The organism is Microbulbifer aggregans (genome assembly GCF_020524005.1).
In the GTDB taxonomy this organism is placed as follows: domain Bacteria; phylum Pseudomonadota; class Gammaproteobacteria; order Pseudomonadales; family Cellvibrionaceae; genus Microbulbifer; species Microbulbifer aggregans_A.
The window spans coordinates 738,233-758,524 of the sequence record NZ_JAIVKK010000001.1 but is presented as its reverse complement, the minus strand read 5'-3'; the positions used below and the strand labels follow the sequence as shown (position 1 = coordinate 758,524).

Below are 20,292 nucleotides of genomic sequence, written 5' to 3'. Positions count from 1 at the left end.
CCAGTACAGGGCTTGCCGTCTAAATCGCCGGTACCTCTTGCAGCAGTTGCCTGATCACCTGGTCGGCACTGGCCCCTGCGGCTTCGGCTTCGAAGCTTAAGAGCAATCGGTGGCGCAAGACGTCCGGTGCAATCGCCATGACATCGTCAGGTGTGACGTAATCACGCCCCGCAAGCCAGGCATAGGCCCGTGCGCAGCGATCCAGGGCAATGGTTGCACGTGGGCTGGCGCCAAAGTCCAGCCAGGACGCCAGTTCTGCGGAGTAACGTGCCGGTTCCCGGGTCGCCATGATCAATTGGACGATATAGGTCTCTACGGCCTCGACCATCTGCATGTCGAGAATTTCCCGTCGCGCTGCGAACAGGGTTTCCTGGCTGACGATATTGGTCGGCCGGTTTTCCCCCTGGCTGGCTTCAGAGCGCGCCAGCTTCAGGATCTTGGTTTCCGCCTCGGCATCCGGGTAATGGATGTTGACCTGCATCAGGAATCGGTCGAGCTGCGCCTCTGGTAGAGGGTAGGTGCCTTCCTGTTCAATCGGGTTCTGGGTGGCCATCACCAGAAACAGGTCCGGGAGGGTGTAGGTTTTGCGCCCGACACTGACCTGCCGCTCGGCCATGGCTTCCAGTAGTGCCGACTGCACTTTGGCTGGGGCGCGATTAATTTCATCCGCAAGGATCAGGTTGTGGAATACCGGGCCGGGCTGAAAGTGGAATTCACCGGTTTCGGGGCGATAGATATCTGTCCCGGTGATGTCAGCGGGGAGAAGGTCGGGGGTGAACTGTACCCGGTGGAAATCCCCCTCGATTCCGTCGGCCAGCGTCTTGATGGCTTTGGTCTTGGCGAGCCCCGGGGCGCCCTCCACCAGAAGGTGCCCATCGGCCAGTAATCCTATGAGAATTCGATTGACCAAAGTCGCTTGGCCAATAATCTGCTGTTCCAGCCAATCGCTCAGAATTTTTATCTGCTGGCGTGTGTCCATATCGTCACTTCTTTTGCCAATTTCCTGTTTCAATACGCTGCCCGAGCCGGGTGCTATCTATGATCTTTATATATAGTCACTCGTCGCAGTTTGGCGGGCACGGTTGATTTTAGCGGCAGTGCGTCGATAGGCAAACCGCCGGGTGCATTTGACCGATTTTCTGGCACTTGGTTCAACTATTTGATGTTGATGTTGGTTCGGCGCTCATCGGTGGCGCCAGCAAACGCTACCGCCGGGAATAGGGCAAGCGCGAACCCTGAGGAATCAGCCCAACCGCCAGTAACCTGCGGCCAGCGGCTGCCGGCAGGCATGAACGACAGAGCATAAACAGAACAGTTAAAACTTAGACGCAAATACAATTGCGTGCCGATGGGAGGTTACACGTGAATATGGCGACGGTGATTACCGATAGCCGGGACGAGTTACTGGAGCAGATCAGTGGTCTGATTCGCGACAAACTGGGTGAAAAATCTGCGCCCGTAGTGTCCTTTGCCGAGCAGTTCCTGAGTCAGTACCCGCTGGAAGACCTGGCCGGGCGGCGCCTGGTGGATGTCTATGGCTGCATTTACACCTGTTGGGACTTCATCCAGCAGCGGGATGCGAGCGAGCCGAAAGTCAGAATTTTTAACCCGCGCCTAGAAGATCACGGCTGGGAGTGCTCCCACACGGCGGTCTGTGTACTGCAGCGTGACATGCCTTTCCTTGTAGATTCTGTGCGGATGGAGATCAACCGCCGCAATACCGTTATCCACGCAATCAAGAGTACGGTGCTGCAGTTGCAACGGGATGAAATGGGCTACCTGCAGAACCTGTTGCCTGCCCGCAAGGAGGAAACCGAGCGTCAGGACGATGCATCTGTCTCCAGCGAGGCGATGATTTTCCTCGAAATCAACCTGGATACTTCGTCCTCCAACCTCTCCGAGCTTTCCCGGGCGCTGAAGGATGTACTTGGTGATGTCGAACTGGTGGTGGACGATTATGTACCCATGCTCGATACCTGTGCCGCTATGGAAGACCAGCTGCATACGGGGTTTGCGGAGGAGCATGAAGCAAATCTTGAGGAGGCCTCGGCGTTCCTGCAGTGGATGCGTGATGGCAACTTTACCTTCCTCGGCTATCGCGAGTATGAGTTCTGCCAGCAGGGCGACAAGAAAGTCCTGTGTGAAGTGGAAAACCGTCGGTTGGGTATCTTCAAGAAGCTGCCCGAGCTGGCCGAGCCCACACCGGAATACGCGTTTAACGAAGGCAAGCAGCGCTTTTATCAGGGCCCGAATTTCCTGACCTTTGCCAAGTCGTCGGTGAAGTCCCGGGTGCACCGTGCAGCCTATTCTGACTATGTCAGTATCAAGCGCTACGATACCAACGGCGAACTGATCGGTGAATCCGCCTTTATGGGTCTCTACACCTCCCCGGTGTACACCGAGAGCCCGTCCAAGATACCGATTATCCGACGCAAGCTGGCTTCGGTGATGGAGCAGAGCGGGTTATCGCTCAGCGGCCATGATGGTAAAGCACTCAAGCGTATCCTTGATACTTTCCCACGGGATGAACTGTTCCAGAGCAGTACCCAGGAGCTGTTTGACACAGCCCGCGGCGTACTCAGTATGAATGAACGCGCACGCCTGCGACTTTTCATGCGTAAAGACCCGTTCGGCAAATTTGTCAGTGCGATGGTGTACGTACCGCGGGACCAGTTCAGCAGTGATGTGCGCGAGAATATCTGCGATCACATCGCCCGCGCGATACATGCACAAGACTCTGACTTCACTACGTATTTTTCAGAATCCATTCTGGCCCGGGTGCATTTTGTATTCCGGGTAGACCCGAGCGACCCGGTGGAATTTGATATGGCGCGACTGGAGGCGCAAATCGTGGATATTACCCGCAGTTGGGAAGATGTATTCCAAAAGTCCTTGAATGAGACCCATGGAGAAGAAGAGGGCAGCCGCCTGGGCAGTGTATTCGGTCAGGCATTTCCGGCCGGTTACCGGGAAGACTTCGAGCCGCGTATCGCGGTGCAGGATATTGCCTCCATTGCAGAGCTGACCGCGGATAACCGCGTAGCGATGAGCTTTTACCAGCCGGTTGGCGCCGAGCCTGGTAGCCTGCGCTTCAAGGTATTCAATCTCGGCAGTGGCCTGACTCTGTCGGATGTTATTCCGGTATTGGAAAATCTGGGTTTGCGGGTGATGGGCGAATTCCCCTACACAATTCGCCCGCGCGGCCAGCAGGATGTGTGGATGCACGAGTTCCGCCTGGAATTCGGCCTGCCAACCCGTATCGACGCTCAGGCCTCGCGCTCCCTGTTCCAGGATGCGTTTGCCGCGATCTGGGATGGTGTAGCCGAGAGTGACTCGTTCAATCGTCTGGTGTTGGCTGCGCGCCTCAACTGGCGGGAAGTCACCATGCTGCGCGCGTATGCCCGCTACCTGAAGCAGACCAAATTCAGCGCGAGCCAGTCCTATATTGCTGCTACGCTCGCCAACCATGTGGAGATTACCCGCAATCTGGTTGCATTGTTCCGTGCCCTGTTCGACCCCCGGATCAATTCCGCCGATCGCCAGGATCAGTCCCGGGTTGAGCGCCTGATCAGCAAAATCCACGATGGTCTGGACGGTGTCGATAACCTGAACGAAGACCAGGTGATCCGCCGCTACCTCGACCTGATCCGCGCGACCCTGCGTACCAACTTCTTCCAGCTGGACGAAAACGACCAGCCGAAGGACTACATTTCGATCAAGTTCAGTCCGCAGGAAATACCCAATATTCCCGAGCCGCGCCCGGAATTCGAGATCTTTGTCTACTCGCCACAAGTCGAAGGCGTGCACCTGCGCGGTGGCAAGGTGGCGCGGGGTGGCCTGCGCTGGTCTGACCGGCTGGAAGATTTCCGCACGGAAGTCCTGGGTCTGGTGAAAGCCCAGAACGTGAAAAATGCGGTGATTGTACCGAGTGGGGCCAAGGGCGGCTTTGTCGTGCGCCGGCCGCCGGCGGACAACAGCCGTGAGGCGATGATTGAAGCCGGAATCAAGTGCTACAAGACTTTTATCCGTGCGCTGCTCGATGTGACCGATAACCTCAAGGATGGCGAAGTCATTCCGCCGCCGCGGGTTGTGCGCCGCGATGAAGACGACCCCTACCTTGTGGTTGCAGCGGACAAGGGCACTGCGACCTTCTCCGATATCGCCAATGGCATTGCTCGCGAGTACGACTTTTGGCTGGGCGATGCGTTTGCATCCGGTGGCAGTAACGGTTACGACCACAAGAAGATGGGTATTACCGCCCGCGGCGCCTGGGTGTCTGTCCAGCGCCACTTCCGCGAGATGGGCGTGAATGTTCAGACGGAAGACTTCTCGGTAATTGGTATCGGCGATATGGCGGGCGACGTGTTCGGCAATGGTATGTTGTTGTCGGAGCACATCTGCCTGAAAGGTGCCTTCAACCACATGCACATCTTTGTCGACCCGACGCCGGACGCCAGCAGCAGTTTCCAGGAGCGCAAGCGCCTGTTTGAACTGCCGCGTTCCAGCTGGACCGATTACAACCTGAGCCTGATTTCAAAAGGCGGCGGTATTTTTGATCGCCGCGCGAAATCGGTGAAAATTTCCCCGGAAATGAAACAGGCATTTGCCATTGACGCGGATCAGCTGACCCCCAACGAACTCATCAGTGCCATGCTGCGCTCGCCGGTGGATTTGATCTGGAATGGCGGTATCGGTACCTACGTCAAGGCCACAGGTGAGAGCAATGCACAGGTCGGCGACAAGTCCAACGATAACCTGCGTGTGAACGGTAGCGAACTGCACTGTAAGGTATTTGGGGAAGGTGGCAACCTTGGGATGACCCAGCGCGGGCGAATCGAGTTCGCTTTGTCTGGCGGGCGTTGTAATACCGACTTCATTGATAACGCCGGCGGTGTGGACTGCTCGGACCACGAAGTAAACATCAAAATTCTGTTGGACAAAGTGGTGGCCAACGGCGACCTGACCGACAAACAGCGCAATCAGTTGCTGGAGGAAATGACGGATTCTGTTTCCGATCTGGTGCTGCACAATAACTACAACCAGACCCAGGCGCTGAGCGTGGCGGAGTACCAGATTGGTGATCGGTTTGACGAATATCGGCGGATCATCAATGCGCTGGAGGGCGAGGGGCGTCTGCGTCGGGCACTGGAATTTATTCCGGACAATGAAACCCTGGGTGAGCGCCAGAATAAAGGGCAGTACCTGACGCGCCCGGAGCTTTCGGTGCTGATCTCGTATGTGAAGGTAAAGCTGAAAGAAGACCTGCTCGGTTCCGGGATCATCGACAATGATCGGGTTCAGGAAGCGGTGGAGTCCGCGTTCCCGCCAGCGCTGGTCGCGCGGTACAAAGCGCTGGTCTACGACCACCAGCTGCGCCGTGAAATCGTTTCGACCCAGGTTGCCAACGAGTTGGTAAACAGCATGGGTATCACCTTTTATCACCGCGTAAGCAGTGCAACCGGAGCCGACATCAACACGATAACGGCGGCCTACATCAGTGCCCGTGATGTGTATCTGATGCAGGAATTCCAGGAAGGTGTGGCAGCGCTGGATTACCAGGTGCCGGCAGAACTGCAATTGCAGTTGATGAATTCCATGATTGGCCGCGTGCGTCGTGCTACCCGCTGGTTTGTGCGCAATCGCCGTGGTGATCTGGATCCGGCGGTGGAGCGCGAGCTGTTCAAGGATTCTGTGCAGCGCGTGATTCGCGCATTGCCGGACGTGCTCAGCGGCGAGCCGCTGCGAGACTGGCAGTCGCGCCATGAACAATTGCTGGGTGCGAAAGTGCCGGAGAATCTGGCATTGCTGGCGGCGTCACCAACTTACCTGTTCTCGGCGTTGGGTATTTCCCAGTCTGCGCGCATCAGCGATCGCCCGGTTGAAGAAGTGGCACGAGCGTATTTCAGTCTGGCAGACAAGCTGGGGCTGTACTGGTTCGGCAACCAGATCATCGACCTGCCGGTAGACAGCTTCTGGCAGGCGCAGGCGCGGGAGACCAGCATGGACGATCTGGACAGTCAGTTGTCCACGCTGGCGATCCATATTCTGCGCCTCGCCGGAGACGACGGTTTGGATGTGGATAGCGCAGTGGCCCGTTGGGGCGCTATCATGGCGCAGCCCATTCAGCGCTGGAACAGCCTGCTGAAGGAACTGAAGTCCGCGCCGGCCAGTGACTTTGCCATGTTTACGGTCGCGCTGAGGGAATTGATGTATCTGGCCAATGCCACTGCAGACCAGGAGTCCCTTGCGGAATAGGTGACGATTGTCGCCGCAGTAAGCCGGGCAGGGCGCTAATATCGCCTGCCCGGCGAACCAACCATATATAAAGGAAGCCCATGTACGACCTGTTGCGCAAAGCCCTGTTTGCGCTGGACCCGGAGCGGGTTCACCATCTTTCTATTGATGCCATTGGCGCTGCCGAGCGCCTTGGTCTGATGTCCCTGTTTACCAAAAGCATCCCCGATGACCCTGTCGAGCTGATGGGGCTGACCCTGCCCAACCCGGTTGGATTGGCAGCAGGGCTGGACAAGAATGCCCAGGCCTTCAACGGGTTGGGGGCGCTTGGATTCGGCTTTGTGGAAGTGGGTACCGTTACACCGCGCCCGCAGCCGGGCAATCCGCAGCCACGCTTATTCCGCCTGCCCGAAGCCGAGGCCATTATCAACCGGATGGGTTTCAACAACCTTGGTGTCGATTATTTGCTGGAGCGGGTCAAACATCGGCGTTACTCCGGCGTGCTCGGAATCAATGTCGGCAAAAATTTTGATACCCCGGTTGAAAAGGCTGCAGACGATTATTGTCTATGTATGGAGAAGGTGTATGCATACGCAGACTACATTACCGCGAATGTGTCTTCCCCCAACACCAAGGGCCTGAGAGACCTGCAATTTGGCGATAGCCTGAACCAGCTGCTGGCAGTCCTGAAAGAAAAGCAGAGCGAGCTTGCCGAAGAACATGATCGCTATGTGCCCCTGGCTGTAAAGATTGCGCCGGATATGGATGATGAAGCCATTGAGCAAGTGGCGAAGTCGTTTCTCGAGTATGGCATTGACGGCGTGATCGCGACGAACACGACCGTTGATAAATCTTCTGTGGCAGGCATGGCGCATGGGACGGAAGAGGGCGGCTTGAGTGGGCGGCCACTGACTCAGCGCTCGACGGAAGTCATCCGCAAATTGTCTGCGGAATTAAATGGCCGGATACCCATCATAGGTGTTGGCGGTATTTTTGATGGCGAGAGCGCGGCCGATAAAATCCGTGCCGGGGCTACGGCGGTACAGATCTATTCTGGATTTATTTACCGGGGGCCGGCGGTGATTCGCGAGGCTGCAGAGGCGATTGCCAAGCTGCATCAAGGGCGCGCAGTTGCCAGATAGTCGGTATTTTTCCGGTACTGCCGTCACTAGAAAAATCCCGGGCCCGCCCGGGATTTTTCTTTAGGTATGCTTGTTAGCTATCAGAGATTGGCAATTCGTTGTGCCTGTGCTGCTGGCCCGAAGCCGCTCCAGTAATCCTGCCGCCCCTGCCGCCAGCCGTTGACCCACTCCTGATGGAGTGACTCCATCTCGTACGGGCAACTGTCGTGATTCCTGCCTTCCATAGCGGCTACGTAACCTTTGTGGAATGCGCGGTCGGAGGGATTACGTTTTTGGCGTTTCATCGATGATGTACCTCGAACTTTCATTCAATCAATACGCGTCGTGTGGCTGTATATTCAGCTAAGCCTTCGCGCGTTTATTGTCGGTGCCGAACCAGCGTTATCACTAGCCCAGCGCGGTATCGATGTAATGTTCTCCTTAGCTGGGTAACTCGGTTGGGTAACTCAACCCGGATAATTCCCGATTGCCCGTTTTCCAGCTTATTGTGGAACGGCCAAAGCGAGAACCCCTGCAGTTAAACAGAATAGTGCTGGCGGCGGAACGAACGGTTTTTTCTGAAAAACTGCAGTGTTAGGAGAAAATCATCTAGGTGAGGAAATCGTATCGCCTACCAAGATGGCAAGAGGAAATGTGATACCTGTTTAGGGTATGCTTGCGCCACCTGAGTACCACCTGGCCAGAACGGCCAGCCTGTCTTTGCCAAAATGGCAATTAACCGCTGACTGAGAAGACTCCCTTGACCGTAGAGTTCAAATTTACCGCTACTTGCCCGAAAGGCCTGGAAAACGTGCTGGCTGAAGAATTGCGTAACCTGGGTGCGCAAGTTGAGCGGGAGCAGCCAGCCGCTGTGCGCTTTTCCGGCCCTCTGAAAACGGCATACCGCGTTTGCCTCTGGAGCCGGTTGGCTAACCGCGTACTCCTGAATCTCGGACAGGCCCGAATCTCCGGGGCCGAAGATCTGTACAACACGGTAGTGGCCCTGCCGTGGGAGGAGCATATCAGTCCCACAGGCATTCTTTGGGTGCAGTTTTCCGGGACTAATCAGGAAATCCGCAACAGCCAGTTTGGTGCTCAGAAGGCGAAGGATGCCATTGTTGACCGGTTGCGCAATACAACCGGTGCGCGCCCGGATGTCGACAAGCGCGACCCGGATCTTTCCGTGATGTTGCGGTTGCACCGCGACAACCTGGAGGTAGCAATAGACCTGACTGGGGATAGTCTCCACCGGCGCGGATATCGTACGCACATTGGTGCGGCGCCCCTGAAGGAAAACCTCGCAGCGGCATTGCTGTTGCGCAGCGGCTGGCCCGAGATTGCGAAAGATGGCGGAGCCTTGCTGGATCCCATGTGTGGCTCGGGAACCATATTGATCGAAGCTGCCCTGATGGCCGCGGATATCGCTCCCGGGTTACTGCGGGAAAGTTTTGGTTTTGAGCGCTGGTTGAATCATCAGAACGATATCTGGCTAGGCTTGCGGGAAGAAGCCCTGCAGCGTCGCAGTGCCGGGTTGGAGCTGGAATTGCCGGAGATTCGTGGTTACGACGCCGATGCCAAGGTGCTGTTTGCGGCCGAGTCCAATATTGCCCGTGCGGGTGTGGAGAAGTTTGTTCGCGTTAGTTGTCGCCCGGTGAATGCCTTCAAGGCGCCGAGCCACCGGGAAATCAAGCCCGGGCTGGTTTTGACCAACCCGCCGTATGGCGAGCGCCTGGGTGAGCAGGAGGCACTGCGGGAAACCTATGCAGAGCTGGGGGCGCAATTAAAACAGGAATTTGCCGGCTGGCGAGCAGGGGTGTTTACCGGAAACCCCGAGCTTTGCCACAACATGGGGTTGCGATCACACAAGCAGTACAAACTGTTCAACGGCAGCATCCCGAGCCAGCTGTTGCTGTTTGATGTACATGCCAGCACCGGCGGACAGGCGGGAGAGGGTGGCAAGCCCGCGCGGCCGCTGAATGAAGAGGCGCAGATGGTCGCCAACCGGTTGCAGAAAAACCTGCGAAATATCGGCAAATGGGCCAACAAAAACGGTATCAGCTGCTACCGACTGTACGATGCGGACCTGCCTGAGTATTCGGCCGCTATTGATATTTACCAGTCGCTTGAAGGTGAGAAGTTTGCGCACATTCAGGAGTATCGAGCCCCAGCGAATATTCCGGAAGGCAAAGCGCGTACCCGGCTCGCAGACCTGGTGCGGGCTACCCGTCATGTGTTGGAGTTGCCGGCACGTCAGGTGTCAATCAAAGAGCGCCGCCGTCACAGCCATAAAGAAAGTGGCAGCCAGTATCAGAAGCGCGACGCCAGTGCGGGTACCTTCTGGGTTGATGAATACGGAGCGCAGCTCGAGATCAACCTCTGGGATTACCTGGATACGGGGCTGTTCCTGGATCACCGTCCGGTCAGGCAGTACCTGAGAAAAGTGGCCGCGGACAAGAAGCTGCTCAACCTGTTTTGCTATACCGCAACGGCAACGGTGCAGGCTTATCTGGGTGGCTGTACCGAAAGCACCAGCGTGGATATGTCGAAGACCTACCAGGGTTGGGCGCAGCGGAACTTCCGCCAAAACGGCCTGGACGCATACCGTCATCAGTTGATTGAGGCTGACTGCCTGCAGTGGCTTGAAGCGGCACAGCAAAATCGCCGAGGGCATTACGGGGTCATTTTTCTGGATCCCCCGACGTTTTCGAATTCGGCGAAGATGCGCGGCGTCCTGGATATCCAGCGAGATCACGTCAAATTGATTGAGCAGTGCATGGCGCTGTTGGCACCGGGCGGCAAGCTGCTGTTTTCCAATAATCTGCGCAGTTTCAAGATGGACGAGCAGATTCTGGAGACCTATGTGGTAGAAAACCTGTCGGCCAAGCTGTTGGATAAGGATTTCCAGCGCAATCCCAAAATCCACAATGTCTGGGAAATCAGTCGGAAAGGCGAGTAACAGGGATCAGTGGGTTAACGGGGGCAGGTGAAGTCCGGACGGCGACACTGCCGGGAAAACCTGGAGTTGGGGCTTTGATCGGAACGGGGATCAGAGCTCCATAACCAGGCGAACCCCAACTTCTTTCGACGAGGCCTTTTCGTTCAGGCCGGTCCGGTAGTCCGAGCTGATATTGCGTAGTGGCTCGCGCATGGAGCCGCCGCGTACAGCGCGCAGCTCACAGTTTTTGATTTGCACCGGGCGTGCGTCAGCGCGGTGATTGCTGTAGTCGCCGAGAAAGCAGTCCTGTACCCATTCGGCAACGTTGCCGGCGGTATCAAAAAGGCCAAACTCGTTGGCCTTGTAATTGCCCACGGGTGCACTTGCTACCGAAAACAGGGTATTAAACTCGCTGGCACAGCCGCGACGACAATTTGCTTTGCCTCTGGCGCTACCGTTGCCCCACCAGAATGGTGTATCGGTAGCGGCGCGAGCCGCATACTCCCACTCCGCTTCACTGGCCAGGCGATACTTCTGGCCCGTCTGTTTGCTTAGCCACGTCGCATATTCCTGCGCGTCATTCCAGCTTATGTTGACCACGGGGCGGTTGCCGCGCCCCCAGCCGGCATCGTTCGGCAGGGGGCGCTCGGTGGCCTTGGCGAACCGGTCGTAGTCCGCGAACGTAGTTTCGTGGGCGGCGATGGCGAAGGGTCTTCTAATGGTGACTTTGTGTGCCGGGCTGGTAAACGGGCGTCGATCATTCCCCATGGTGAAGTTACCAGCTTCCACCACGATCATTTCCGGTCCTCTGCCGCCACTTTTGAGCGGAGACTGGAATTTACGCCCCCCCATGTATTTGCGTTCAAGCTCCACGGCCAGTGTTACATCGGCATCATCCACTTCGATCCAGCGTCGCAGAATGTCGTAACCGGGCTTGCTGATTTCCACATCGTAGCGCCCCGGAGGCAGGTCAATTCCGGGGGTATATCGCGGCGCAATATTCATAATACGAATGCGTGCGCCCGTAGGCTTGGCGGATACCGTGAGTGAGTAGGTTTCCGGCTGCACTTCCACTTGTTCCTGGTCGCTCGCCGCTGTGGTATCCGTTGCCGGCTCCCGCTGCGCGGGCGCGATACTGGCAGCTTCATCATCTGCCTGTGTGGCGTGGACCACCAGGGGGGCGTCTGCCACTGGCTCTTGCGGGGCTTCCACGGTCTGCGGGGCAGGTGTTGCCGTGCGCAATATAGCGCCCGAGGTGGCTGTCTGTTGGTCCTGAATCGGCCCTGGCAGTTTCTCGGCATCAGCGCCGGGCTCAGGTAACAACAGCTGTGACGTGATACCGGCCGCATCGTCCACGATTTCGGACTCGGTCTTCCAGGAGAATTTGTTGCTGATCAGGCTGAATAGAACCCAGGCAAAGATGACACTGGTACAGGCGGTGATTCCCAACAGCCATGAACGTCGTTTCACAGGTTGTGCCTGCTGCATGACCTGCTGGATGCGGAGTATGGTTTGCTGTTCGGCGCGGCCGCTGTTTTCGTGTACGGGTTTGTCGCGCCAGCGGGCCCAGGCAGCGGCAAGGCGATCACACAGGGTGCCGTACAGGGTCATCACCAGCGCGCGGAGCAAGCTTGAAACACGGACGGAGGTATTGTTGAGTTTGGTTGGCGTAGTCGGCGTTTTGCCGTCTATCGCGTGTAGCAGTTGATCAATGGCATCGACAACATCAAGCCCCCGTTGAAAACGTTGCTCGGGGTCTTTGGCGAGAAAACGGTCGATCAGTCCCTGGTACAGAGAGTGGCGCGCGGGCAACCTGGGAATGGGGTCGGTTAAATGCTTGATCGCGATCGCTACGGCTTCTTCCGCCTGAAAGGGTACTGCGCTGGTGAGCATTTCGTAGAATACAACGCCCAGGCTGTAGAGATCCGCACGTCCGTCCACGGCTGCGCCACGCGCTTGTTCCGGGCTCATGTAATGGGGTGTGCCCACTACCATGCCGGTATTGGTCATACGGGTAGTGCGCGCCACTGCGCGGGCGACCCCGAAATCGGTTAGAACGGCGGAACCGTCTTCGCGAAAGAGGATATTTTCCGGTTTGAGGTCCCGGTGCACGTACCCCTTGTTGCTCGCATGATCCAGCGCCATCGCAATCTGTCGGGTGATGTGCAGGGCTTCCAGGGGCTCAATTGCGCCCTTCGTCAGCGCGTCTGCTACCGATCCGCCGGGCAGATAGTCCATGGCGATATAGTTGAGGCTGCGGTAACGGCCGATATCGTGAATGGCGACGATATTGGGGTGCGACAGCTGTCCGACGATGTTGGCTTCGCGCTGAAAGCGTTCGCTGAAAATGGGGTCGGCGTTCAGAACCGGGGACATGACTTTCAGTGCCACCTGCCGCCCCATACTGCGCTGGGTAGCGAGGTAGACGGTAGACATGCCACCCTGATTGATCTTCTTCAGGATCTGGTAACCGGGAATTTCCAGTGAGGCAGCACCCGTGCTGACAACTTCCATTCAAGTATTCCCCGTAGATTCCCGTTTTATTCCCGGCTTCACGCTTGTAGCAGCCACCAGGCGACGCCAGCACAGGCTGCCAAAAACCCTGCAATTGTAGCGAGTTTGAGCGCAAGTTTGCCGTTACTGGCGGCCGATTGCCCTGACGTGTGTATCGGGGCGACTGTGCGGCTGTCGTGATTTTGTGAGAATTGTTTGGCCTGCTCGGGAGAGCCGACCAGTTGCACGGTGATGTTGTCGCGGCCGCCGGCATCCAGTGCCGCGGCAATCAGTAGTTCGGCCGCGCGCTGGTTATCCGTATTTTCGGCCAGCACCTGGCATATTTCATATTCGCTGACATCGTTGCTGAGTCCATCGCTGCAAATCAGCAGTTTTTGTCCAGGCTTCCACGCGAATGAGGCGCGGTCGATTTCCAGTGCGGGATTGGCGGAGCCGCCGATGCAGCGGGTGATCACGTGTTTGTTGGGATGGTTGGCCGCTTCGTCGGCATTGATTGCCCCGGAATCCACCAACATCTGTACATAGGAGTGATCAACGGTCAGCTGAGTGAGATGGCCAAAATTGGAAGGAGAGGAGGGCGCTGTAGATTCTGTTTCCTGGGAGTTTTCCGCGGGTGTCGCCGGCGTCCAGACGTAGGCCCGGCTGTCGCCAACCCAGTAAACGTGAAAATAGTTTCCGTCTTCTGCAACCACCACCGCGGTGGTGCCCATCGCGGTCGAGCTGCTTTCTTCACCGATCAGTAACGCGTGCGCCCGCCTCAGTGCCTGTTCGTAGTGACGGTCAGTGGCGGACGAACGTTGAATTTCTTCGACGACAGTCTGGCTGGCGATCTCTCCCGCCTGGTGGCCTCCGAGCCCATCTGCAACTACCCATACACCCCGGCTTTCGTCGCCCCAGAACGCATCCTCGTTCTGATCGCGGCGGTATCCGGTGTGGGTGGCCCCCGCGCTGCGCTTGTTTACGTGTACTGCGGAGTGGCTCACGCCACTTGGGCGTTCCCGTACTTTGGCTTCACTCACTGGTATGCAACTACCTGTTACCTGTCGTTATTTTCGAAAGCGCCACGCACGCTGCCCGTTCCCTCGGGTGGAGCCAGCTATAGCTTGCGGATTCAGGAGCGGGACTGCCTTCCAGGTGCAGGTCCTGCTACTTTCAATATCGCTGCCGCAGATCGTTTTGTGATCAGCACAGCTAAATCCGACGCTTCCATACTAGAGCCTTGCAGCATTGTAAGCTGCAAACCGAATCACACGCTAACGAAAATCTCCGTGATAGACTCAACTCATCGATTTCGGGCGGTCTGGGCCTGGAATCATTTATAGACTTGTAACCTGCCTGCACGCCCATTGTCTTCGACATTAAACGGCCGTAACAGGGCGGTTGCGTTGTATTGGGAATGCTCGCTGGGCCCGGGTGGCGCGGGATCTATTCAAGGAAATCTAGGCAATGCTCAAATTATGCGACGTAAAAGATAGTCGTCACAGCGTATGGCTGGTGGCACCGAAGGTGACTATCGGTCGTGCCAGTAGTTGCGACCTGACACTGTCGGATACGTCTGTCGCTAAATTGCATGCTGAAATTGTGGTTGACGGGGAAAACCTTGAACTGCACAACCTTGCGGGAAGCGGCCAGGTAGCCGTAAACGGACGCTTGGTAGATGGCAGCTGCCCGCTTCAGCGCAACGACCGGGTTCAACTCGGCGAGCGCAACCTGACTGTTATCGACCCGAAAATCACCCGCATGAAAGCCGCGGGCGCAGGGGCGAATGTTTCCTGGGCGCTGCGGGCCAATCACCCGGCAATTGTCGGCAGGGTGTTTCCCGTGCGTGAAACCAGCGTGGTGGGACGCTCCGAAGAGTGCGACCTGACTTTTGCCATGTCCCACTTGTCCCGTCGTCACGCGCGTCTCGAAGTGCGGGAAGGGCTGTTGTTTGTGGTCGACCTGGGTTCTGCAAACGGAACCTATCTAAACAATCAGCGGGTCACGGAGTGCCGGGTGCGGCGTGGCGATGAACTGCGTTTCGACAGTCTGAGTTTCAGTGTGGTCGGGCCCGCCGACGATCTCGATAAAACCACGGTCCGTCAGGCGGTAACCATGCCAGAAGCAGTACCTGGAGAAACAAGCCTGGAGCAAGAGCTCAATCGTGATCGGCTTCGTTCCGCCGCCACGCGTCCAGCCGCTGTCTCTACCGAAACCGGCAGCGGCGCTTCTCTCCACGGAAATAGTACAACAGCCAGTGGTTCCGGTTGGTTGTGGGCGGGCATGTTGTTGGCCGGCGTGGCCGTGGCCGGGTATTTCTGGGCTCGAAGCCAGGGCCTGCTGTAGAAGTTTGATTGGCTGGTGTGGGCAATGCAGTCCACACTGGTCCGCCAGTATTGAGGATCGCGAGTTGGCGAAAAAAGCGCTTATTCTTTATACGACGCTGGGCTGCACGCTGTGCGAAAAGGCCAAGATTGAGATTTGGCCGGTATTGGAGAAGTTGGGTTTGACCCTCACTTCGGTGGATATCGCTGACGATGAGCGGCTCAGCGAGCTGTTTGGCTGGAGTATCCCTGTTGTGGGTCTCGGCGATACTGGCGATGTGCTGTGCTGGCCATTTACTGCGCCCGAACTGGAAGTCTGGCTTCTCGCCCGGCTTTAGCAGGGCTGTGTTCGCCCGGCGTGACGCTCTACCTTCATTGGCCCTTTGGCGTCAGTGTCTTTTTAATCTTTCCCTTTCCCTTTCTTTGCACCTGATTCTGACGGCTCCGACGTTACGGAAGGAGCCGCGATTTCTGCGCTCGGGTCTGAATGTTTTACAGTTTGGAGTCCGCCTCACTTTTTCTCAGTAGCGACACTTTTGTTCCGCTGCGGTACGCATAGATGACCGAATAAGACAGCACATTTTGCACATACTTGCGGGTTTCCCGGTAGGGAATGGTTTCGATCCAGACATCGAACGGCAGTTTCTTGTCGGTATCCTTGAGCCACCCGGAAACACGTCCGGGGCCCGCGTTATACGCGGCGGCAGCGAGGAACCGGTTGTTGTCGAAGCGGCTCAGGAGCGAATTCAGGTAATAGGCGCCCAGATTGATATTGGTTGACGGATTTAACAGATCCCAGCTGTGACGGTAAGGCACGCCGGCTTTGTGGGCCGTTTCACTGGCAGTTGAGGGCAGTAGCTGCATAAGCCCCATCGCGCCGGCATGGGATTTCGCGTCGTGGCTGAAGTGGCTTTCCTGTCGGGCGATGGCGTAGACGAGATAGGGGTCGAGTGCGCTTTTCTTGCCCATGCGGCCCGATACCTCGGCGACAATATCGGAAAACGCCAGCGGGAAACGCAACTCCAGATCGTCGAGATAGTCAGCGGCCAGGATCGACTGGATGGACTTGTGGTACCAGCCCCAGGAGCTTGCAATTCTGCCGGCCGACATCAATTCCTGCGGAGTCATATCGTCAGTGGCGTAATTCCATTCGCGCCGGGCGTGGTAAAACTCGCCGATTGCCTGGAGCTCTTTCGCGCGCTGCATACCGCCGCGGGCGGCGACTTCCTCGACCTGTTCCGGTTTGATCGGCGCTGGTTTGTCTACAAAACTGTAATCCTGCCCGATGGCATCGGATGAGAGAAACCCGTAATAGCTGCGTTCTCCCGCGGCCTTGCGATAAAGCTGCTGCGCCAGTTCCTTGCGGGTATCGTTTTCGCTGCCGCCCTTGCGTAACTGCTCGTTGATTGAGCGGGCTTTCCAGTATTGCCAGCGTTCGTGATTTTGCTCTTCGGCCGGCAGCTGGTCGATCCAGAATTCCACCTGGGCCCAGTCCATTTCCCGCAGGGATTGCCGGATGAGCCATTCGCCGGCGCGTTCGTCGAAGAAACCATCATTGTGCTTGATGAGTGCTTTCAGGCCTTCCGGATTGTCCTGGCGGGCAAACTGCAACGCCAAGTAGCGCAAGAAGTCGTCTTGTTCGTCGTCGTCGTACAGGTAGCTGGCGCTGTAGCGCTGCCACGCGGATTCTGCTTTTCCTGCATCACGCTGTGCCAGGCGTCGCAGGGCGAGGTGCACGATGTCGCGGTATTCCGGATCTTTTTTAAGAAACTTGTCGAAGTTCAGAATTTGTTCGGGGCTGCGATAGACCGAGCGCATGAGTTCTGCGCGCTGGGCATCGGTCTTGTCCATTTTGCGTGCAATATAGGCGGCAAGGTCAAGGTTGCCGGTGGTTACGGAGAGGTAGTGGCGTTTCCACGCCAGCTCCTTCGTCAGGCCCCCGTCATTGATCCAGCGATTGAATGCCGGGTCGCATTCTTTGGGTTGCGACGCACCAACGGTCCAGAGCTCTTCAATCAGTGCATAGGCCTGTTTTTTGTCGCCATGTCGAATCAGGGCATCCACATAGTAACAGCGCAGTGAGGTGCGGCTTATGCGGTCTGGGCGGTAGTACTTGAGGTAGGCGCGAAAGCGCTCGCGGCTGCCAAGTTCTCGCAGTACGCGTACACGCATCCAGTCGCCAATAGCGGTACCATCGTACCTGTTTAGGAATTCGTCGATCTCATCGTAGGGCAATCTGGAGAGATTCTTGCTGATCGCCCAGTAATCGATATAAGGCAGGAGAGGGTAATCCTTGAGCTCCCGTTTGAGCTTTTCCAGTTCCCGGCGGTCATTGTGCGCGATTGCGAGTCGAGCTTGCTTGAGCTTTTCTCGCGCCGCGACCGCTTTTTCTGCCTCTTTTACTTGCTTGCTTTCTTTCTTTACCGGGCTCACAACACCCGCCGCGGCGACGGCTACGTGTTGTTCAGCACTCGCCCCGGTGGCGAGTACGGTGAGACCAGCGGAAAGAATAATGGCGAGTCCTTTGCTGCCAATCGACATACTGAAAACCCGATTGAGAAATCGCTTATTCGTGGCGCACAGAATAAAGCGTAAAATATCCTTTTTCACCCCAAAAATATTGTAGTTGTTAATTATGTTGCTTCAGTTGGATGGCGTGTGTTTGCGCTATGGCGTACAAGTATTGGCCGATAACGTCAGTGCGAAAATCGAGCGCGGTGATCGGATCTGCCTGGTGGGCCGCAATGGCGAGGGAAAGTCGAGCCTGCTACGCCTGGTCGCAGGCGGTGGTGAACCGGACGCGGGTGAGGTCATTCGGCAAAGCGGGGCAGTATTTGCCACCTTGGAACAGGCGTTGCCCGAAGGCTGCACCGATACGGTTTACCGATATGTTGCCGCGGGACTCGGGGAAGTGGGCAATTGGCTCGGAGAGTACCGCGACAACCAGAATCCTGACCTGCAGGCCAAAATTGACGATGCCCACGGCTGGGATTTGATGGCGCGCATCGATAGTGTCCTGGACCGGCTGAGCCTCGATCCCGAGGCTTGCGTGGCGGACCTGTCGGGCGGTTGGCAGCGGCGCGCGGCACTTGCTCGAGCACTGGTCTGCGAGCCGGATCTGCTCATTCTGGACGAGCCGACAAACCATCTGGATATTGCTGCGGTGGAGTGGCTGGAGAGCTTTCTAGGGACCTATCGGGGGGCGCTGCTGTTTGTCAGTCACGACCGGGCGCTGGCGCAGCGTTTGGCGACTACCGTGTGGGATCTCGATCGTGGCATTTTACGGGTTTTCAATTGCCCCTTCGATCGGTATCAGGAAGAAAAAGAGAAGCTGCTGGAGGAGGAAGCGCGTAACGATGCGCTCTTTGACAAAAAGCTGGCCCAGGAAGAAGCCTGGATTCGCCAGGGCATTAAGGCGCGCCGCACCCGTAATGAGGGCCGCGTAAGGGCGCTGGAAGCCTTGCGTCGCGAGCGGCAGGCGCGCCGCCAACAGCAGGGTATTGCACGTATGTCACTGGATTCCGGCGAGAAATCCGGAAAGCTGGTGGCGGAGCTGACGGGAGTCAGCTTTGCATTCCCGGGCGAGGCGCCGCTGATCAGCAATCTCGACTTCACCCTGATGCGTGGGGATAGGGTCGGTTTGATTGGCCCCAATGGAGCCGGGAAAAGTACCCTGATCCGCCTGCTGCTGGGCGACCTGGAGCCGCAGTCGGGCAATATCCGCCTTGGCACCAAGCAGCAGGTGGCGTATTTCGATCAGCGCCGAGATACGCTGAATCCCGAGCTGTCCGTCCTGGATAATATTGCTGAAGGGCGCGAGAGTATTCAAATTGGTGGTAATACGCGCCATGCAATGTCTTACCTGAGCGACTTTCTGTTTTCCGGGGTAAAAGCGCGGACAAAAGTTGGTGCGCTCAGTGGTGGTGAGCGGAATCGCGCACTACTGGCAAAGCTGTTTAGTCAGCCTGCAAATATTCTGGTGCTGGACGAACCCACTAATGACCTCGATGTAGAAACACTGGAGCTGCTGGAGCAATTGCTGCTTGATTTCCCGGGTACTGTGCTGCTGGTGAGTCACGACCGGGCATTTCTCGATAACGTCGTGGATAGCTGCCTGGCATTCGAGGGAGAGGGCAAAGTACGCGAATATGTGGGTGGCTACCAGGATTTCATCCGCCAGGGCGGCCGCTTTTTGAGCGCCGAGGAGCAGCTAAGTGCACGGAAAGGCGGCGGCAAGGGATCGGACTCGGCTGAAAAGGCGGACGTAAAACCGTCCGAGCCCGCTGCAAAGGCTGCGCCGAAGGCGAAAAAGCTCAGCTACAAGCTGCAGCGGGAATTGGACGCCTTGCCGGCTCTGATCGAACAGCTGGAGCAGCAGGTGGAAGCGCTGGAGGCCGAAATGGCGGCACCAGAGTTCTACCAGCAGGAAAGTGGTGTCGTGCAGGAAAAACTGCAGAAGCTGTCGGATACGCAGCAACAGCTCGAAACGGCGTTTGAACGCTGGGCCGAGCTGGATGAAATGTAGGCGCAGCATACTGCGCCTTTCCGCTGGTGCTGCGGGGCGAGTTCGGCGAGAAAACTATTTCTCGGTTGGATGTACTCGCACCGCGAGGACATCGCATCCGGCACCGTGAAGAACACCGTTCGCCGTTGAGCCCAGCAGCAGGGCAAGTCCATGCCGGCCGTGGCTACCGATTACGATCAGGTCGCAGCCGGCGTCTTCTGCGATGCGGTGTATCTCCGTGGCGGGCTGCCCCAGGATCACATGTTGTCGAGATTCGGGAATATTGAGAGAGGCCCCGGCTTTGCGAAGCTGCTCCTTCGCCTGGTTTTGCAGCTGTTCCTGAACCTCCGAGAGATCCATGGGGATGTCTCCTCCGTAGGCGAATGTGAGCGGCTCGATAATATGCGCCAGGCTCACCTCTGCGCCGCTATCCGCCGCAATCTGGGCGGCGCGATCCAGCACCTGGGAAGAGTCTTCAGAGAGGTCCAGTCCCACCAAAATATTTTTATATCCCGCCATAGTCTCCTCGCATCCACAGTAATTCGTGTCGAATTCCGGCAATCCTGCCGGCCGGGGCCCAGAGTGTAACGTCTGTCCAGACCAACTGAGTCTACTTTAAAAAAACAGGCTTGACATAGAGCTAGGCGTGCAGGGAAAAATGTGCGCCCAATTCATGAGCAA

12 protein-coding genes are annotated in these 20,292 nt (G+C 57.1%); 6 read left to right on the top strand and 6 right to left on the bottom strand.

From position 1 onward, the window contains the following. Positions 1–19: 19 nt before the first annotated feature. Complete coding sequence (locus LC093_RS03205) at positions 20–979, bottom strand: AAA family ATPase (RefSeq protein WP_226661965.1); 960 nt, start codon at positions 977–979, stop codon at positions 20–22. A gap of 389 nt (positions 980–1,368) precedes the next feature. Between LC093_RS03205 and LC093_RS03200 the strand changes: the two genes are divergently transcribed. Then, positions 1,369–6,255, top strand: coding sequence for an NAD-glutamate dehydrogenase (locus LC093_RS03200; protein WP_226662427.1), 4,887 nt, complete (start codon positions 1,369–1,371; stop codon positions 6,253–6,255). 80 nt (positions 6,256–6,335) lie between these two features. Beyond that, entirely contained in the window at positions 6,336–7,376 is a 1,041-nt protein-coding gene (locus LC093_RS03195; protein WP_226661961.1) for a quinone-dependent dihydroorotate dehydrogenase, read from the top strand. Between the two features lie 80 nt (positions 7,377–7,456). On the opposite strand, the gene rmf is transcribed toward LC093_RS03195, so the two are convergent. Then, entirely contained in the window at positions 7,457–7,660 is a 204-nt protein-coding gene (gene rmf / locus LC093_RS03190; RefSeq protein WP_226661960.1) for a ribosome modulation factor, read from the bottom strand. Between the two features lie 455 nt (positions 7,661–8,115). Here rmf and rlmKL point away from each other — a divergent pair, with 455 nt between their 5' ends. Next, a complete protein-coding gene (gene rlmKL, locus LC093_RS03185) occupies positions 8,116–10,311 on the top strand; it encodes a bifunctional 23S rRNA (guanine(2069)-N(7))-methyltransferase RlmK/23S rRNA (guanine(2445)-N(2))-methyltransferase RlmL (protein ID WP_226661957.1) in 2,196 nt (731 codons plus the stop codon). Positions 10,312–10,401: 90 nt separating this feature from the next. Here the strand turns inward: rlmKL and LC093_RS03180 are convergent, their stop codons facing one another. Together LC093_RS03180 and LC093_RS03175 are read right to left on the bottom strand one after the other, a co-directional pair. Continuing rightward, positions 10,402–12,804, bottom strand: coding sequence for a bifunctional serine/threonine-protein kinase/formylglycine-generating enzyme family protein (locus LC093_RS03180; protein ID WP_226661955.1), 2,403 nt, complete (start codon positions 12,802–12,804; stop codon positions 10,402–10,404). 38 nt (positions 12,805–12,842) lie between these two features. After that, positions 12,843–13,823 carry a PP2C family protein-serine/threonine phosphatase gene (locus LC093_RS03175; RefSeq protein ID WP_226661943.1) on the bottom strand — a complete coding sequence of 327 codons (981 nt, stop codon included), beginning with the start codon at positions 13,821–13,823 and terminating at the stop codon, positions 12,843–12,845. 427 nt (positions 13,824–14,250) lie between these two features. Between LC093_RS03175 and LC093_RS03170 the strand changes: the two genes are divergently transcribed. Both LC093_RS03170 and LC093_RS03165 read left to right on the top strand, forming a co-directional pair. Further along, positions 14,251–15,129, top strand: coding sequence for an FHA domain-containing protein (locus LC093_RS03170; RefSeq protein ID WP_226661940.1), 879 nt, complete (start codon positions 14,251–14,253; stop codon positions 15,127–15,129). Between the two features lie 64 nt (positions 15,130–15,193). Continuing rightward, entirely contained in the window at positions 15,194–15,445 is a 252-nt protein-coding gene (locus LC093_RS03165) for a glutaredoxin family protein (RefSeq protein WP_226661938.1), read from the top strand. Between the two features lie 154 nt (positions 15,446–15,599). Here LC093_RS03165 and LC093_RS03160 read toward each other — a convergent pair whose 3' ends face one another. Next, on the bottom strand, positions 15,600–17,648 hold the full coding sequence (locus tag LC093_RS03160) for a transglycosylase SLT domain-containing protein (RefSeq protein WP_226661935.1): 2,049 nt from the start codon (positions 17,646–17,648) through the stop codon (positions 15,600–15,602). 94 nt (positions 17,649–17,742) lie between these two features. Between LC093_RS03160 and LC093_RS03155 the strand changes: the two genes are divergently transcribed. After that, positions 17,743–19,632, top strand: a complete 1,890-nt coding sequence (locus LC093_RS03155) for an ATP-binding cassette domain-containing protein (protein WP_226661932.1) — start codon at positions 17,743–17,745, stop codon at positions 19,630–19,632. A gap of 54 nt (positions 19,633–19,686) precedes the next feature. Here LC093_RS03155 and LC093_RS03150 read toward each other — a convergent pair whose 3' ends face one another. Beyond that, positions 19,687–20,130: a universal stress protein gene (locus LC093_RS03150; protein WP_226661930.1), complete on the bottom strand. Its 444-nt coding sequence runs from the start codon at positions 20,128–20,130 to the stop codon at positions 19,687–19,689. Positions 20,131–20,292 lie beyond the last annotated feature (162 nt).

What these genes read in the sequence shown, in the direction of transcription:
- LC093_RS03205 (WP_226661965.1), bottom strand. Translation starts at nt 979, where the DNA reads ATGGACACACGCCAGCAGATAAAAATTCTGAGCGATTGGCTGGAACAG.
- LC093_RS03200 (WP_226662427.1), top strand. Translation starts at nt 1,369, where the DNA reads ATGGCGACGGTGATTACCGATAGCCGGGACGAGTTACTGGAGCAGATC.
- LC093_RS03195 (WP_226661961.1), top strand. Translation starts at nt 6,336, where the DNA reads ATGTACGACCTGTTGCGCAAAGCCCTGTTTGCGCTGGACCCGGAGCGG.
- rmf (WP_226661960.1), bottom strand. Translation starts at nt 7,660, where the DNA reads ATGAAACGCCAAAAACGTAATCCCTCCGACCGCGCATTCCACAAAGGT.
- LC093_RS03180 (WP_226661955.1), bottom strand. Translation starts at nt 12,804, where the DNA reads ATGGAAGTTGTCAGCACGGGTGCTGCCTCACTGGAAATTCCCGGTTAC.
- LC093_RS03170 (WP_226661940.1), top strand. Translation starts at nt 14,251, where the DNA reads ATGCTCAAATTATGCGACGTAAAAGATAGTCGTCACAGCGTATGGCTG.
- LC093_RS03160 (WP_226661935.1), bottom strand. Translation starts at nt 17,648, where the DNA reads ATGTCGATTGGCAGCAAAGGACTCGCCATTATTCTTTCCGCTGGTCTC.
- LC093_RS03155 (WP_226661932.1), top strand. Translation starts at nt 17,743, where the DNA reads ATGTTGCTTCAGTTGGATGGCGTGTGTTTGCGCTATGGCGTACAAGTA.
- LC093_RS03150 (WP_226661930.1), bottom strand. Translation starts at nt 20,130, where the DNA reads ATGGCGGGATATAAAAATATTTTGGTGGGACTGGACCTCTCTGAAGAC.